General features: G+C 59.9%; 11 protein-coding genes. 7 read left to right on the forward strand and 4 right to left on the reverse strand.

What is annotated here, in order from left to right:
* Positions 1-97: 97 nt before the first annotated feature.
* The 4 genes from ACX1DW_RS15895 to ACX1DW_RS15910 form a co-directional block, all read right to left on the reverse strand.
* Positions 98-589, reverse strand: coding sequence for a hypothetical protein (locus ACX1DW_RS15895; protein ID WP_313482227.1), 492 nt, complete (start codon positions 587-589; stop codon positions 98-100).
* A gap of 1,108 nt (positions 590-1,697) precedes the next feature.
* On the reverse strand, positions 1,698-2,051 hold the full coding sequence (locus ACX1DW_RS15900; RefSeq protein ID WP_139375115.1) for a hypothetical protein: 354 nt from the start codon (positions 2,049-2,051) through the stop codon (positions 1,698-1,700).
* Positions 2,052-2,112: 61 nt separating this feature from the next.
* Complete coding sequence (locus ACX1DW_RS15905) at positions 2,113-3,360, reverse strand: tyrosine-type recombinase/integrase (RefSeq protein ID WP_458991867.1); 1,248 nt, start codon at positions 3,358-3,360, stop codon at positions 2,113-2,115.
* 130 nt (positions 3,361-3,490) lie between these two features.
* Complete coding sequence (locus tag ACX1DW_RS15910; protein ID WP_003282265.1) at positions 3,491-4,486, reverse strand: IS5-like element ISPsp6 family transposase; 996 nt, start codon at positions 4,484-4,486, stop codon at positions 3,491-3,493.
* A 620-nt stretch (positions 4,487-5,106) separates the two neighbouring features.
* Between ACX1DW_RS15910 and hsdR the strand changes: the two genes are divergently transcribed.
* The 7 genes from hsdR to ACX1DW_RS15945 all read left to right on the forward strand — a co-directional run bounded on the left by hsdR (position 5,107) and on the right by ACX1DW_RS15945 (position 14,760).
* Positions 5,107-8,574, forward strand: coding sequence for a type I restriction-modification system endonuclease (hsdR, locus tag ACX1DW_RS15915; protein WP_458993411.1), 3,468 nt, complete (start codon positions 5,107-5,109; stop codon positions 8,572-8,574).
* A 91-nt stretch (positions 8,575-8,665) separates the two neighbouring features.
* A complete protein-coding gene (locus tag ACX1DW_RS15920) occupies positions 8,666-10,177 on the forward strand; it encodes an RNA-binding domain-containing protein (protein WP_458991868.1) in 1,512 nt (503 codons plus the stop codon).
* Positions 10,178-10,243: 66 nt separating this feature from the next.
* Positions 10,244-11,827: a class I SAM-dependent DNA methyltransferase gene (locus ACX1DW_RS15925; protein WP_458991869.1), complete on the forward strand. Its 1,584-nt coding sequence runs from the start codon at positions 10,244-10,246 to the stop codon at positions 11,825-11,827.
* Entirely contained in the window at positions 11,820-13,190 is a 1,371-nt protein-coding gene (locus ACX1DW_RS15930) for a restriction endonuclease subunit S (RefSeq protein WP_458991870.1), read from the forward strand. Before ACX1DW_RS15925 ends, ACX1DW_RS15930 begins: the two co-directional genes overlap by 8 nt.
* A gap of 27 nt (positions 13,191-13,217) precedes the next feature.
* Positions 13,218-13,490 (forward strand): winged helix-turn-helix domain-containing protein, encoded by a 273-nt coding sequence (locus ACX1DW_RS15935; RefSeq protein WP_458991871.1) that lies wholly within the window; start codon positions 13,218-13,220, stop codon positions 13,488-13,490.
* 54 nt (positions 13,491-13,544) lie between these two features.
* Positions 13,545-14,153, forward strand: coding sequence for a restriction endonuclease (locus ACX1DW_RS15940; RefSeq protein ID WP_458991872.1), 609 nt, complete (start codon positions 13,545-13,547; stop codon positions 14,151-14,153).
* Between the two features lie 175 nt (positions 14,154-14,328).
* Complete coding sequence (locus tag ACX1DW_RS15945) at positions 14,329-14,760, forward strand: hypothetical protein (protein WP_458991873.1); 432 nt, start codon at positions 14,329-14,331, stop codon at positions 14,758-14,760.
* Position 14,761: the final 1 nt, after the last annotated feature.

The following is a 14,761-nucleotide window of genomic DNA, read 5'->3' on the forward strand; positions in this document are numbered from 1 at the left end:
CGCTTGGTGCGTTTTTGAGGCTTTGAGCACCCTGGGAGCCACTACCCACCTGAAAAGCTCACAGCGACGTTCTGACGCCTTCTCATGGCGATAGATCTCAGCCACAGACAGGGACCTGCAACCTCTGCTGCTCAAACGTAATTCGATTCATAAGGCAATGCTCAACCGGATAGCCTTGGATGTGCCGCTCAGGCGGTTGAGCCGAGCCCACGAAATAGCAAGTACCCAGCTTGAACCTCAGCCCGCCTGAGGAGTACTTCTTGCTCAACAGGCAAGCCTCATTTCCCTGGATGGCGTAGCCGAAAATATCACCCCAGCGGAAACTCACTCCGCCGCATTCAAGGCCAAGGTCTGTGACTTGCAGGATTTCCTGTATCGTGAGGCCGCCAATCGCAAGCGCGAAAAATCTCCCGTTCGGAATAATCGGGGGGAAGAACCGTCCTGGGCCAATTTCTCGAAAATTCATCTCGCTCTCGCTTCTGACGCGTCCAGGACGATCAGCCAATACCGTTACGCCTGAACCTCGACGGCTGCGAACAGGCCCCATCAGGCCACCACAACGGCACAATGAATCATTCAGTTCGCGCACTCGCTTCACCAACATCCGCTACGCGACACAAATCCCCAACTTTTTGTGAAAATCTCATCTCGTAATAGATTTATACGGAATGAGGTCCACTTTTTTTTCGTTGTTTAGAACGACCGAGTATTAGAACGCGAAGCTTAGAACAGGGCTCAAACCCGCATGGTTGCTGGGTTCTTCCCGTTCTAAGCTTCACGAAAAGCAGGCCAGCGTTCTAAGCTTTGCGCTGCCCGTTCTAACCAACCCGTTCTAAGACTCGCTGGGAAGCTTAGAACGGGGCTGAAACCCGCATGGTTACTGGGTTCCGCCGTTCTAAGCTTCGCGAAAAACAAGCCCGCGTTCTAAGCTTCGCGCCGCCCGTTCTAAACAACCCGTTCTAACACTCGCCGGGAAGCTTAGAACGGGGCTGAAACCCGCATGGTTACTGGGTTCCGCCGTTCTAAGCTTCGCGAAAAACAAGCCCGCGTTCTAAGCTTCGCGCCGCCCGTTCTAAACAACCCGTTCTAACACTCGCCGGGAAGCTTAGAACGGGGCTAGAACCCGCATGATTGCTGGGTTCTGCCGTTCTAAGCTTCCCCGTCGCTCAAACCAAACCGTTCGAGCTCGCAACGAATCATAGAAGGGGTCTAGGACCCCGCGGGCCTCAGTCACCGCCACCAATAATCGATACGCGTGGACACCCACGGCGGATTCTGCCGCCTCCTGTTGCCGTTTCGCATCCACAGCGGCAACCAGCGCGAGTTTTTGCCGTATTCGTTTGGTTATCTGTCGTCATGACCACTCCACTACGGCAACGAAGCTAAGCTATTCCGCATGCGTGGCGTCGTCCTAGAGAGAGGTATTACTGCATCAGCTAGGGTTCTCAGTATCTGGGGGTATAGTCGCCAAAACCAGCTATCGAGGACCCGGTATGGATACAGCGTCAACCCTGCTACAGGCAATTGCTTTCGTGCTCTTCAGCGTTACGGTCGCAGCTCTAGTTGGCTTTCGGCTCGCAAGACATTTAGACAACAAGCAACGGTCGTCCCGCCCAAGAAAGAGGGAGAATTAACTGGGGACTACGTTCAGCCGCTTGGCGGCCTGACACACAGGCCGCAAACGCCTTAGCTGGATTTCAATTTACGAACCAACGGCCAAATTTGTACGTCGCCATAAACGATCCGATCAATCCCATCCACTGCACGATCGCTGCCCCACCCATATAGCTAGCCAACTGCTGGGAAGCACCGAAGAGCAAGGTAAACATGATCAGGGTCAGAGGAATACTCAGCACCTTCATCAGAACGCTGCCACGCAGTGGGCTTGGCTCAACTTCTACATCCCAATGTTCTGATAAGCAGAAGGGACAACAGCTGGAGATTGGCTTTCCCCCGCCAATTCGCCATCCCCATCCACCGGCAATGCTTCGGCTAAATATTACTTTTGGAACCATCATCCGCTTGCAGCGGTTACACAGAACGCGGGACATAGGCGGGTCTCCTTGTACTTGATGGAGAAATGCTATCAAGCACCGAACCGAACCCAAGTCCCTATGCGGGGTTATCCAACATTGCGTCTAGATAGGCTGCCCATTTGCCTAGGTCCTCACGCTTTTCTTTCAGATAGCTGTAACGGTCATAGTGCTTTGCTTGAACTCCGCTCCGGCCATGAGAAAGCAGCCATGCCCTTCGCTGCTCATCAACACCAAGCATCGCCAAATGAGTCTCAATGGTCGCTCGCATCGTGCGCCAAGTGAAGGTGCGAGTCAGGCCCTGTGCCGACAACACAGAGCCAAGCTCGGAAAATATCTTCTGCGCCGTATGCGCAGATATTTTCCGCACACCGTCAAGCGAAAACGGACCCGCGCCAGTCCGAGGCGTCAGCAACGGCGCTAGTACCTCTTCGACCCTTCCAGATATAGGCAAAAGATGATCCCTAGGAGGCGTTCCTTTGCCTCCCTTGTAATCGACCAAGCGGAGAACCGTACCGTGCTCAGGATCTTCTGACAGGTCAGCCCAAGTTGCGCGCAATAACATCTGCACACGCTGCCCTGCCAGATAAATCATCGCGTTAGCTATTGGCTGACGGCGCCCTGGCAGCGCAGCAACAGCGCGAAGCACTTGTCTCAGTTCGTCAGCGTTCAATGCCTCCGTGTTTGCACGCTCCGCACCCTCAATCGTAGGGAGATCGGCTACTGGGTTGTATCTGAGCCCAAATAGCACGGCATCGCCTGCTCTCAAGGGATTCAGATCGTGCTTCAAGCCAAACGAAAACGCAGCACGCAAATAAGCCCGAAGACGATTAGCGGCGGTTAGCTTGCCATTCGTTGCGCTCGCCTGTGTTTTTCGCCGCCCACGCCCCTTGGATGCGGGCTTCCGGTTAATGCAATGGCGCAGGATCTGGGAAATATCTTCTGGCTGAATTTCTTTTGCCTTAGTGCCGGCTAGATCCGGGAATGCACCGATTACATCAAGCCGTAGGGCACCCTTTACTCCTCGGGCGCTTGTCTTCCCACGTCGCTCCATGTCCGCTACGTAAGCCAGCAAAAGCTGCTCAAAAGACCCCTGGCGAGCGGCTTGGCTTTCGATCCGTTGCTGCTCGACCTTCAACCGTTGAACATGATTTTCGTAAGTTTCGAGCGTTGGAAAATCACGAGCAGCCGCAGCAACTCGTTCTGCCTCCTGACGCCAGTACGCTATGCCTCTAACCTGACCACCAGCGGATAGCGCTCCAAACTGACCGAGTTTCTTGCGCTCTTGCCTGCCACCCCGGCGTACCGCTAGGGAGACGCTGAACAATTAGCCAATTCTCACCGTCCCCCTTTTTCAACCCGGTTTTTTCAACCTACCGGCCTTATTCTGCGTTTCTTGGGCCGATTTCTACCCTGATTTTGCTGATTAGCGGGCCAGCCCCGCCTTTCGGACGGACTTATCCCGCCGTCCGTTGCAAATACCGCTTGGCCAGTACCAGATTGGCCAACCCAAACAGACTGAACAACTGCGCCGTATTCTTTTCCAGTCCACGGTAGCGAACCTTACGATGATTGAAGCGCACCTTGATCACCTGGAAGGGATGCTCGACCTTGGCACGCAGCTGCGCCTTGGCGTATTCGACTTTGCGCTTGACTCGGTACAGCACGCTGTCTTTGCCGTGATGTTTGTAACTGCTTGGCCGTGCTGCAATCGACCAGACAACGTCCCGTTCAGCATGCTCCGGTCGCTTGGCCGCACCAGTGTATCCAGCGTCACCCGAAACATAGGTTTCGGCGCCGTGCAGCAACTGATCGACCTGGGTGACATCCGCCACGTTGGCGGCAGTCCCTACCACGCTGTGCACGAGTCCCGATGTGGCGTCGACACCAACGTGGGCCTTCATCCCGAAGTGCCATTGATTGCCTTTCTTGGCCTGATGCATCTCAGGATCACGCTTACCTTCTCGGTTCTTGACCGAGGGCGGCGCGGCGATCAGGGTAGCGTCGACGATAGTGCCTTCCTTGAGCAGCAGACCCCGGCTGGCCAGATGCTGGTTAATCGTTTCAAACAGCACCCGCGTTAGCTGATGGGTTTCCAGCAAGCGGCGAAATCGCAACAAGGTAGTGGCATCCGGTGCCGACTCACGGCCCAGGTCGATGCCGATGAAACCACGAATGGCCTGGCTGTCGTAGACGGCATCTTCGGTACCTTCATCGGAGAGACCGAAACACTGCTGCACGACATACATGCGCAGCATGCGCGACAACCCAATCGCAGGGCGTCCACGCTTGCCTGTGGTGTCGCTATAGAACGGCGCCACTTGCGCCTCCACTTGTGCCCAGGGCACCAGCTGTTCAAGGTCAGCCAGGAAGCGATCTCGGCGAGTCTGCTTTTTCTTGCCGGTATATTCGAGTTCGGAGAAGGTCTTCTGCACGCGCGTAACAAAGCTCATGGAGGGGGCTGGTTGAGGGGGCTCAGTGTGCCAAGGGTGGGGGCGGCTGGCTATTTATGCAGTGTCTCCCTAGGTAAACCTCAATGTCCCCGCTGGGGCGCCGCTCAAGAAGCATCGAACCGGACCCGCGCACACCGAGCTGTTCGGAGAATGTACGTGTGGGCGTGACCACCCCATTCTTATTCATCTCACCCGTAGCAGCCCATTTTTTAGCCTGGGTATCACTCAGTTTGTGCCCCACGAAAGCGCGCTCCTGTTCCATTCAGGTCAACACTTTGCTCAACACTTCGATGCAAATCAATGAAATTATCGGAACGTTCCCGAAAGGCAAAATCATCCTAAGTTATTGATTTATATAGGATGTGAAACTTCATGAAAACCCCTGAAATTTCAAAATTGGGGACTTGTAATCAGTAGGTCCCGGGTTCGACTCCTGGTGCCGGCACCACGATTTGAAGGCTCGCAGAAATGCGGGCCTTTTTCGTTTCTGCCGAGCTTAAGCTAGCCTCGAAGCAGTACAGATCCCGGCCCCGGTTCAACCTCCGTGCCTGCTCTGGCATCATCCATTGACGAATAGCCGATCCAGGATGGCTGGGATGGATGATTTCAAGGGATGGACCATGGCCGAGAGCAGTAACTTCGACTTTCTCAAGGAACACGACCCGGTCTTCCTTCAGCTAGCCAGCAGCGCCGAGCGCGTCTTCGCAAGCGACCCCAATACCACGCTGATCAAGCTGCGCCAGCTCGGCGAGGCACTGGCGCAGGATCTGGCGGCGCGGGCGGGCGTCGAGCTGGACGCCACCATCTCCCAATCCGACCTGCTCTACCGGCTAGGCCGCGAGATCCAGCTCGACGGCAACATCCGCAGCCTGTTCCACACGCTGCGCATCGAGGGCAACAAGGCCACTCACCAGTTCCGTACCCAGCACCGCGAGGCGTTGGATGGTCTGAAGGTCGCCCGGGCGCTCGCCATCTGGTATCACCAGTCGTTCGGAAGCGCCGGCAACTGCTTCAAACCGGGCCCTTTCATAACCCCTGCCGACCCCAGTGCTCCGCTGCGCGAGTTGCAAGCGCAGATCGAGAAGCTGCGAACCGAGCTGGGCGATAGTCGTCAGCAGTTGGAGAGCAACCACCAGCTGGCAGAACTGCTGGCACGGGAAAAGGCGGAGCAAGCCAGCCTCGCCGGTGAGATGAATGAGGAAGCGCGCGTCTACGAGCAGATCGCCCGGGAGCGTGAAGCGGAACTGGCCAGCGCCCGCACCGAGTTCGAGGTGCGCCTGCAGATGCTGCAGAAACAACTGGAGAATCAGCCACAAGCCGCCGAGCAAGTCACCCGCAAGACGCAGCAAGCCACCAGCCAGTTCGACCTCAACGAAGACCTCACCCGCATCCTCATCGACCAGCAGCTCAACGATGCCGGATGGCAGGCCGACTCGCTCGATCTCACCTACAGCAAGGGCGCTCGCCCGGAGAAGGGCAAGAACAGGGCCATCGCCGAATGGCCAACCAGCAAGCCGAAAGAAAACGCCGACTACGTGCTGTTCGCCGGGCTCACTCCGGTCGCCATCGTCGAAGCCAAGCGCAAGCGCATCAACATTGCCGACCGCATCCCACAGGCCGAGCGCTATTCGCGCCAGCTGATCATCACCGCTGACCTGCAACCCGCCGGACAAGAGGCGGGCTGGACCGACGGCCAGGGTGGATATTTCCAGGTCCCGTTCGCCTTCGCCTGCAATGGCAGGCCCTACATCAAGCAGCTCGCCGAGCTATCCGGCATCTGGTTCCGCGACCTGCGCAGCCCCGCGAACCTGCGCCGCCCACTACAGGACTTCCATCGGCCGGATGGTCTGCTCGATCTGCTCAAACGCAGCCGTGAAGCGGCCGAGGCGATGCTTCAACAGGAAGGCTTCGCCTATCTCAAGCTGCGCGACTATCAGGAAAACGCCATTCGCGCCGTCGAGCAGGCGCTCGCCGACAACCGCCGCCAATGCCTGCTGGCCATGGCCACCGGCACCGGCAAGACGCGCACCATCATCGGCCTGATGTACCGCCTGCTGAAGGCCGAACGCTTCCGCCGTATCCTCTTTCTGGTCGACCGCAGCGCCCTGGGTCAGCAGGCCATCGAGGCGTTCAACGAAGCGACGCTCGAGCAGAACCATACGCTCGCGCAGATCTACGACATCAAGGAGCTGGGCGACATGGCCGCCGAGGCCGAAACGCGCGTTCAGGTCGCCACCGTGCAGGCCATGGTCCGGCGCATCTTCCAGTCGGACAACCCGCCGCCCATCGACGCCTTCGACTGCATCATCGTCGACGAAGCCCACCGCGGTTACACCCTCGACCAGGAAATGACCGAAGGTGAGCTGGCAGTGCGCGACCACAGCCAGTACCTCTCGCAGTACCGCCGCGTGCTTGATTACTTCGACGCCTGCCGCATCGGCCTCACCGCCACGCCGGCCAAGCACACCAGCGAAGTGTTCGGCGCGCCGATCTTCACCTACAGCTATCGCGAAGCGGTGGCCGACGACTGGCTGATCGATCACGAACCGCCGATCCGCTACCAGACCCTGCTCAGCCAGAACGGCATTCACTTCGCCAAGGGCGAGAGCGTCAGCGTCATCGATACTGCCACTGGCGAGGTGGACGTGGCCGAGCTGGAGGACGAGCTGGATTTCGAGATCGAATCCTTCAACCGCCGCGTGATCACACCCGGTTTCGACAAGGTGATCTGCGCGCAGCTGGCCCAGGAGCTGGACCCTTCAGGCGATGAGAAAGCGATGATCTTCTGCGTCAACCAGGCCCACGCCGAGCGCGTGAAGAACCTGCTCGACGAAGCCTTCAAAGAGGTTCACGGCGATGACTACAACCAGGCCGCCGTGCAGATCATCACCGGGCAGAGCGACAAGGTCGAACAGCTGATCCGCCAGTACAAGAACGAGCGCTACCCGAGCATCGCCATCACCGTCGACCTGCTCACCACCGGCATCGATGTGCCACGCATCTGCCACCTGGTGTTCATGCGCCGGGTACGCTCGCGCATCCTCTATGAACAGATGAAGGGCCGCGCCACGCGTCGCTGCGACGAGATGGGCAAGACCGTGTTCCGGATTTACGACCCGGTCGACCTGTACGCCAGCCTCGAACCCGTGGACACCATGAAGCCGCTGGTGAAAGACCCGAGCATCAGCCTGGAACAGCTGGTCAGCGAGCTGACCAATCCCGCCAGCCTCGACGCGCCCGGCAGCCAGCCCGACAGCAGTCATGCCCATGATGTGCTCGACCAGCTCAGCCAGCGGGTGATGCGCATCCTGCGCAAGGCCAGCCACAAGGCCGAGAGCAAACCGACCCTCAAGAGCAAACTCGACGAGTTGGAAGACACGTGGGGAGTGGCACCAGACAAACTGCACCAGCACCTGCACGGGCTCGGCCCGCAGCAGGCCGCGCAGTTCATCCGTCAGCACAGCCAGCTGCTCGACCAGCTAGCCACCGTCAATGCCCTGCTCGGCTCGGAAAACTACCCGGTGATCTCCACCCACACGGACGAGCTGATGGTCCGCGAGCAGAACTACGGCGCCAACCAGAAGCCCGCCGACTATTTGGAAAGCTTCAACGACTTCATCCGGAACCAGCTCAACCAGTCGGTGGCCCTCGGTGTGGTGGTCAATCGCCCGCAGGACCTGACCCGAGAGCAGTTGCGCGAGGTGCGCCTGCTGCTCGATGGGCATGGCTATAGCGAAGTGAATCTCCAAAGCGCATGGCGCAACCAGACCAACCAGGAAATCGCCGCCAGCATCGTCGGCTTCATCCGCCGCGCGGCCCTCGGCGAAGCCCTGCTGCCATTCGAGCAACGGGTGGCCAAGGCCATGGAGAAGATTTATACCCTGCAGCAATGGACACCAGTTCAGCGCAAGTGGCTGGAGCGCCTGGCCAAGCAGCTAGTGCATGAGGTCGTGATCGACGAAAAGCAGATCGGCGAGGCGTTCCGGAACGACGGCGGCAGCACCCGGTTGGACAAGATGCTTGGTGGCAATCTCGGCGTGGTGCTGGAAGCGCTGAACGACAATCTTTGGGTGCAGCAAACGGGGTGAAGCTGCCTCGCCGGTGATTGGCCACTGTGCTTATTAATAACGGACAATGGCTGCTGCCTGACTCCAGTACCGCGATTTCCAGAGACACCCCATGACCCCTGTCGAGCTTCAACAGATCCTTGCCCGTGGTGAAGACAGCCGCCACCAGTTCAAGCGCGACTTCAATAACATCGATGCGCTGGCGGCCGAACTGGTGGCGTTCGCCAATACCTCCGGCGGCTTTCTGCTGATTGGCGTGGACGACTCCGGCGCAGTGAGCGGGCTCAGTGCCGCCGACGTTGCGCGGCTCAACCAGATGCTCTCCAACGCCGCCTCGCAGAACGTCAGGCCAGCGATCAACCCCTTATCCAGCAACCTCCTGACCGAATGCGGCCTGGTCATGGTGGTGACGGTCGAACCCGGTCTGAACAAGCCCTATGTCGACAGTCACGGGCGCATCTGGGTCAAAAGCGGTGCCGACAAACGTCGGGTCACGGCCCGTGAAGAGCTGCAGCGCCTGTTCCAGCAGGCCGGGCTGGTATGCGCCGATGCTGTTCCGGTGGTGGGCAGCAGCGCAGCGGATATCGACGCCAAGGCGCTTGGCGACTACTTCCAACGGCGCTTTCGAGAGAGCCCCGAGCAAGCGGGCCTGGAGACCGCCCGCCTCCTGGAAAACCTCGGCCTCGCCAGCGGCGGCACACCCAACCTGGCCGGGCTGCTGCTTTTCGGTCGGGCGCCACAACGCCTGTGCCCCGCCTTCGACATTAAGGCCGTAGCGTTTCCAGGCACCGTGCTGCACGACCGCCATTACCTCGACAGCGAGGACATCGATGGCAACCTGCCGGAGCAGTACCGCCGCAGCCTGGCGTTCATCAAGCGCAACCTGCGGCACGTGCAGCGTCAGCAAGGCTTCAACACCCTCGGCCAGCTAGAAATACCGGAAGAGGTGTTCGAGGAGCTGCTGGTCAATGCCCTGATTCACCGCGATTATTTTGTCAGCGCCTCCATTCGACTGATGATCTTTACCGACCGGATCGAGCTGATCAGCCCTGGGCACCTGCCGGATGTGCTCGACACGGAGAAGATCCGTTTTGGCCTGTCCAACCGCCGCAACCCGACCCTGACCTCCCATGCCGTGCACATCCTGCCCTACCGCGGGCTGGGCACCGGCATTCCGCGCGCGCTCGATGCCTGGCCGACCATAGAGCTCCACGACGACCGGGAGGGCAACCAGTTCAGGGTGGTGATTCAGCGGCCCCAAGAAAGCGGGACTGCTTCGGGACCAGGTCGGGACCAGGTAGGGACCAAGTCGGGGCCAAGTCGGGACCAGGTCGGGGCCAGGCCGGGACCGAGTTCGGAACAGGTGGACGCCCTTCCCCGCTTGCCGCAGGAACAACTAGCGCTATTGCGCAGGATGACCGGCGAGCACGCCACCCCCGAGCTGATGGCGTTCACCGGGCGCAGTAACCGCAGCAAGTTCCGCGAACAGGTACTGGCTCCGCTGCTGGCGCTTGGCCTGGTCGAGACGACAATTCCAGACAAGCCCACCAGCAGCAAGCAACGCTATCGCCTGACTGCCGCCGGCCGCGCGCTACAGGCTGAACAGGGCACCGCCCAAGACTGAACAGGCACAACACACCGATGCATCGCATAACCCGGCGCATCCAACACTTTTCGCCACAGGTACCCCATGACCAATTCCGACATCGTCCAGAAGCTCTGGAACCTCTGCGACGTCCTGCGCGACGACGGCATCAATTACAGCGACTACGTCACCGAGCTGGTGCTGCTGCTGTTCATCAAGATGGAATACGAGCAGGTGCAGAACAACGACAGCTTCGGCCACAAGCTGCCCGAGGGCGCGCGCTGGCCGGAACTGGCTGGCAAGTCCGGGCTCAACCTGCTCGACCACTACCGGCAGATGCTGCTGGACCTGGGCAAGAACCCGGACCCGCTGATCGCCGCCATCTATGCCGATGCCCAGACCCGCCTCAAGGAGCCGCGCCACCTCGAGCAGCTGATCAAGAGCCTCGACGGCATCGACTGGTTCAGCGCCCGCGAGGATGGCCTCGGCGATCTCTATGAAGGCCTGCTGGAAAAGAACGCCAGCGAGACCAAATCCGGCGCCGGCCAGTACTTCACCCCGCGCCCGCTGATCGACAGCATCGTCCGCTGCATCAAACCGCAGCCGGGCGAAACCATTCAGGACCCGGCCGCCGGCACCGCAGGCTTTCTCATCGCCGCCGACGCCTACATCAAGCAGCACACCGACGACCTCTACGACCTCGACGACAAGGCCCGCCGCTTCCAGCGCACCGAGGCCTACGTGGGCGTCGAGCTGGTGCCCGGCACCCGCCGCCTGGCGCTGATGAACTGCCTGCTGCACGGCATGGAAGGCGACGCCGAGGGCGTGGTGCACCTGGGCAACGCCCTCGGCCAGACCGGCGCCGGGCTGCCGAAGGTGGACATCATCCTCTCCAACCCGCCATTCGGCACCGCCAAGGGCGGCGGCGGGCCGACCCGCGACGACCTCACCTACAAGACCAGCAACAAGCAGCTGGCCTTTCTCCAGCACATCTACCGCGGCCTCAAGCCCGGCGGGCGGGCCGCCGTGGTGCTGCCGGACAACGTCCTGTTTGAGGCCGGCGTCGGCACCGACGTGCGCCGCGACCTGATGGACAAGTGCAACCTGCACACCATCCTGCGGCTGCCCACCGGCATCTTCTACGCCCAGGGCGTGAAGACCAACGTGCTGTTCTTCCAAAAGGGCAGCGCGGACAACCCGAAGCAGGACGAGGGCTGCACTCAGCGCGTGTGGATCTATGACCTGCGCAGCAATATGCCCAGCTTCGGCAAGCGCACCCCCTTCGGCCCCGCCCACCTCAAGCCCTTCGAAGATGCCTATGGCGAGGACCCGAATGGCGGTAGCCCCCGTGCCGAAAACGTCGAGGGCATCGGTGAAACCAGCCGCTTCCGCTGCTTCACCCGTGAGCAGATCCGCGAACGCGGCGACTCGCTGGATATCAGCTGGCTCAAGGACGAAAGCAGCCTCGACGCCGCCGACCTACCCGCCCCGGAAGTGCTCGCCGGCGAAGCCATGGCCGAACTGACCGAGGCGCTGCATGAACTGGAAGAGCTGATGAAGGCGTTGGGTGCAGGCGATGAGGTCGTGGCGCAGAAGCAGTTGATGGCGGAGGTGATGGGGTTGGAGCTGCCCGAGCAACAACCGCAAGCGGTAGGACATAAGCTCCAAGAGGGGAGCGGAGATGAGTAAGTTGCCGAGAGGGTGGCAGTTCGTTTCTTTAGGTGAGATAGGTACCGTGCAAAGCGGCGTCGGTTTCCCTAACGAGCACCAAGGCTTAAATTCCGGTGATTATCCCGTCTACAAGGTCGGCGATGTTTCTCGGGGAGTCACGCAGAACAACGGAAAACTTCAAAATGCAAAAAATTACGTATCCACTGAAACCGCCAATCTACTTAAAGGCCAAATTTTTGATGCGGGATCAACTTTATTTGCCAAAATTGGCGAAGCACTGAAGCTCAATAGGCGCGGCTATGTCATAAGACCTGGCCTGGCCGATAACAATGTCATGGGATATAAGTCACTACCAGGAGTTGATGATCGTTTTATCTACTATTTTCTTCGCACTCAGGATTTTGCGGAATATTCACGCTCAACTACCGTGCCATCTATTCGCAAGGGCGATATAGAAGAAATTAATATCGCCCTTCCGCCGACAGCCGAACAAACCCGCATTGCCGCCAAGCTCGACGAGCTGTTGGCCCAGGTCGATACCCTAAAAGCCCGCATCGACGGCATCCCCGCTCTGCTCAAACGCTTCCGCCAATCAGTCCTCGCCGCCGCCGTTTCCGGGCGGTTGACGGATGAATGGCGCAGCACTCACGGCGTGGGCTCAAATTGGGACAGGACTGCCCTCGACTCAGTATGCCGCGCCGCATTCGATGGTCCATTTGGCTCCAAGCTTAAGTCTGATGACTATACGAGCGAGGGCGTTCGGGTGGTGCGGTTAGAAAATATCGGCCACCTAAATTTCATTGCTGAGAAGAACACGTTCATAAGCCTCGAGAAATTCAAAGAGCTTTCCAAAAACAAGCTTGCGCCAGGAGATATTCTTTTCTCTTCGTTTGTGGATGAGGAAATAAGGGTCTGTCAGCTGCCTGAAAGCGGAGAGGTCTTCATCAACAAGGCGGATTGTTTCTGTCTTCGCATAGATAAAACGGCTGCAAGTCCTGTTTTCGTAATGTATGCGTTGGCTGCAAGGCGTACTTATCGCCAGATCAGAGAAGCGGTGCATGGTGCAACGCGGCCTCGAATCAATCTCGGGTTCCTGAAGAGTTTTGAGATCAGCCTTCCCTCGCTTGAGGAACAAACCGAAATCGTCCGTCGCGTCGAACAGCTCTTCGCCTTCGCCGACCAACTCGAAGCCCGCCTCAAAGCCGCCCAGGCGCGCATCGACCGCCTGACCCAGAGCATCCTCGCCAAAGCCTTCCGCGGCGAATTGGTACCCCAGGACCCCAACGATGAACCGGCCAGCGTGCTGCTGGAACGCATCAAGGCCCAACGCGCCGCTGCGCCCAAGGCCAAACGCGGTCGCCGGGCCGCTGCGCTGAGCTAAGCCACTTCATCAGGAAGAAAACGAACCATGTCCGTGCCGACCTACGATCAGTTCATCGAACCCATCCTGCGTTTTCTCGCCGCCCACCCGGAGGGCGCCACGGCGAGCGAGGCCCACGAAGCGGCTGCCCAGGCATTGGGCCTGAGCGAGGCGCAGCGGCAGGAAACCACCAACAGCGGCCAGGCCACCTACAAGAACCGTGCAGGCTGGGCGCATGACCGCCTCAAGCGCGCCGGCTTTTCCAACAGCGCCAAGCATGGCTACTGGAAACTGACGGGCGACGGACTTGCCTTCGCGTAAAGCAACCCGGCACCGCTGAGCCCAGAGCAGGTCAAGCATCTGGCGATGAGCTACATGAGCGTGAAGCTGAAGCCGGCGCCGGACGCCGCCTCGCTGGATGAGAGCAGCGACACACAAGCGCTGATCACCCAGGCAGAAATTGCCACCAGCAGCCCACAGGAGCGGCTGGATCAGGCGCTGCTCGAGCTGCGCACCAGCGTCGCCGGTGATCTGCTGGATAGTCTGCTGCAGGCCAGCCCGACGCGCTTCGAGCATATCGTGCTCGACGTGCTGCATAGCCTGGGCTACGGCGCCAACCGCCAGGCGCTGCAGCAGGTGGGCGGCAGCGGTGACGGCGGCATCGACGGGGTGATCTCGCTCGATGCGCTGGGGCTGGAGAAGGTCTATGTGCAGGCCAAGCGCTGGCAGAGCACGGTCGGCCGCCCCGAATTGCAGGCCTTCTACGGCGCCCTGGCCGGGCAGAAAGCGCGACGCGGCGTGTTCATGACCACCTCAGGCTTCACCGCCCAGGCCATCGACTTCGCACGCTCGGTTGAAGGCCTGGTGCTGGTCGACGGCAAGCGCCTGGTCAACCTGATGCTCGATCACGAGGTTGGCGTCAGCTCGCAGCTCTACAAGGTGCCGAGGCTCGACAGCGACTACTTCGACGAATCGCTCGGCTGATAGATGCCACACCGGGTTGTAGGCCGGGGGAAGTGAAAGGCTCGCAGAAATGCGGGCCTTTTTCGTTACTGCGCGGCGCACTGGCATGGGCGCCCACCTGTAAGTTTCGCCCGCCGCGTTGCCTCCTGGACATGAGCGTGTAGAATCCCGCGCCCCAAAATCAGGAGACAGAACGTTGGTGATTCATTACTCCGCCTCCAATGGCAATGTCGCATGTGGGCGCACGGGATCGAGCCTGAACAGTTCGGCGGACGCCACTCAGGTTTCCTGCAAGCTGTGCCTGCGCAGCGTGGAAAAGGCGGTAAGCGAGCCTGTACGCAAGACACCGAGCCTTGCCGAACTGCGGGCTGCCGCAAAGGCGGCGAAGACAGTGGCGGTTGCACCCGCGGCGGTCGCGATGACTGCAACCACTGCTCCCACTGCGGCGGTGAAGCCGGCGAGCACGCGAACACCCGCAGCGACAATCAAGGCCGCTCCGACTGCGCCCGACGCGGCAGCGAAGCCGGTTGCCGTTCCGTCCGTGCGTGCCGAATGGCACAAGCGCCTCGAGCAGCTGCCGGGACGCAACCGCCAGCCACGTGGCGTCGCGCGGCAGGCCTTCATCTAGA

It is taken from the genome of Stutzerimonas sp. KH-1, assembly GCF_054483855.1.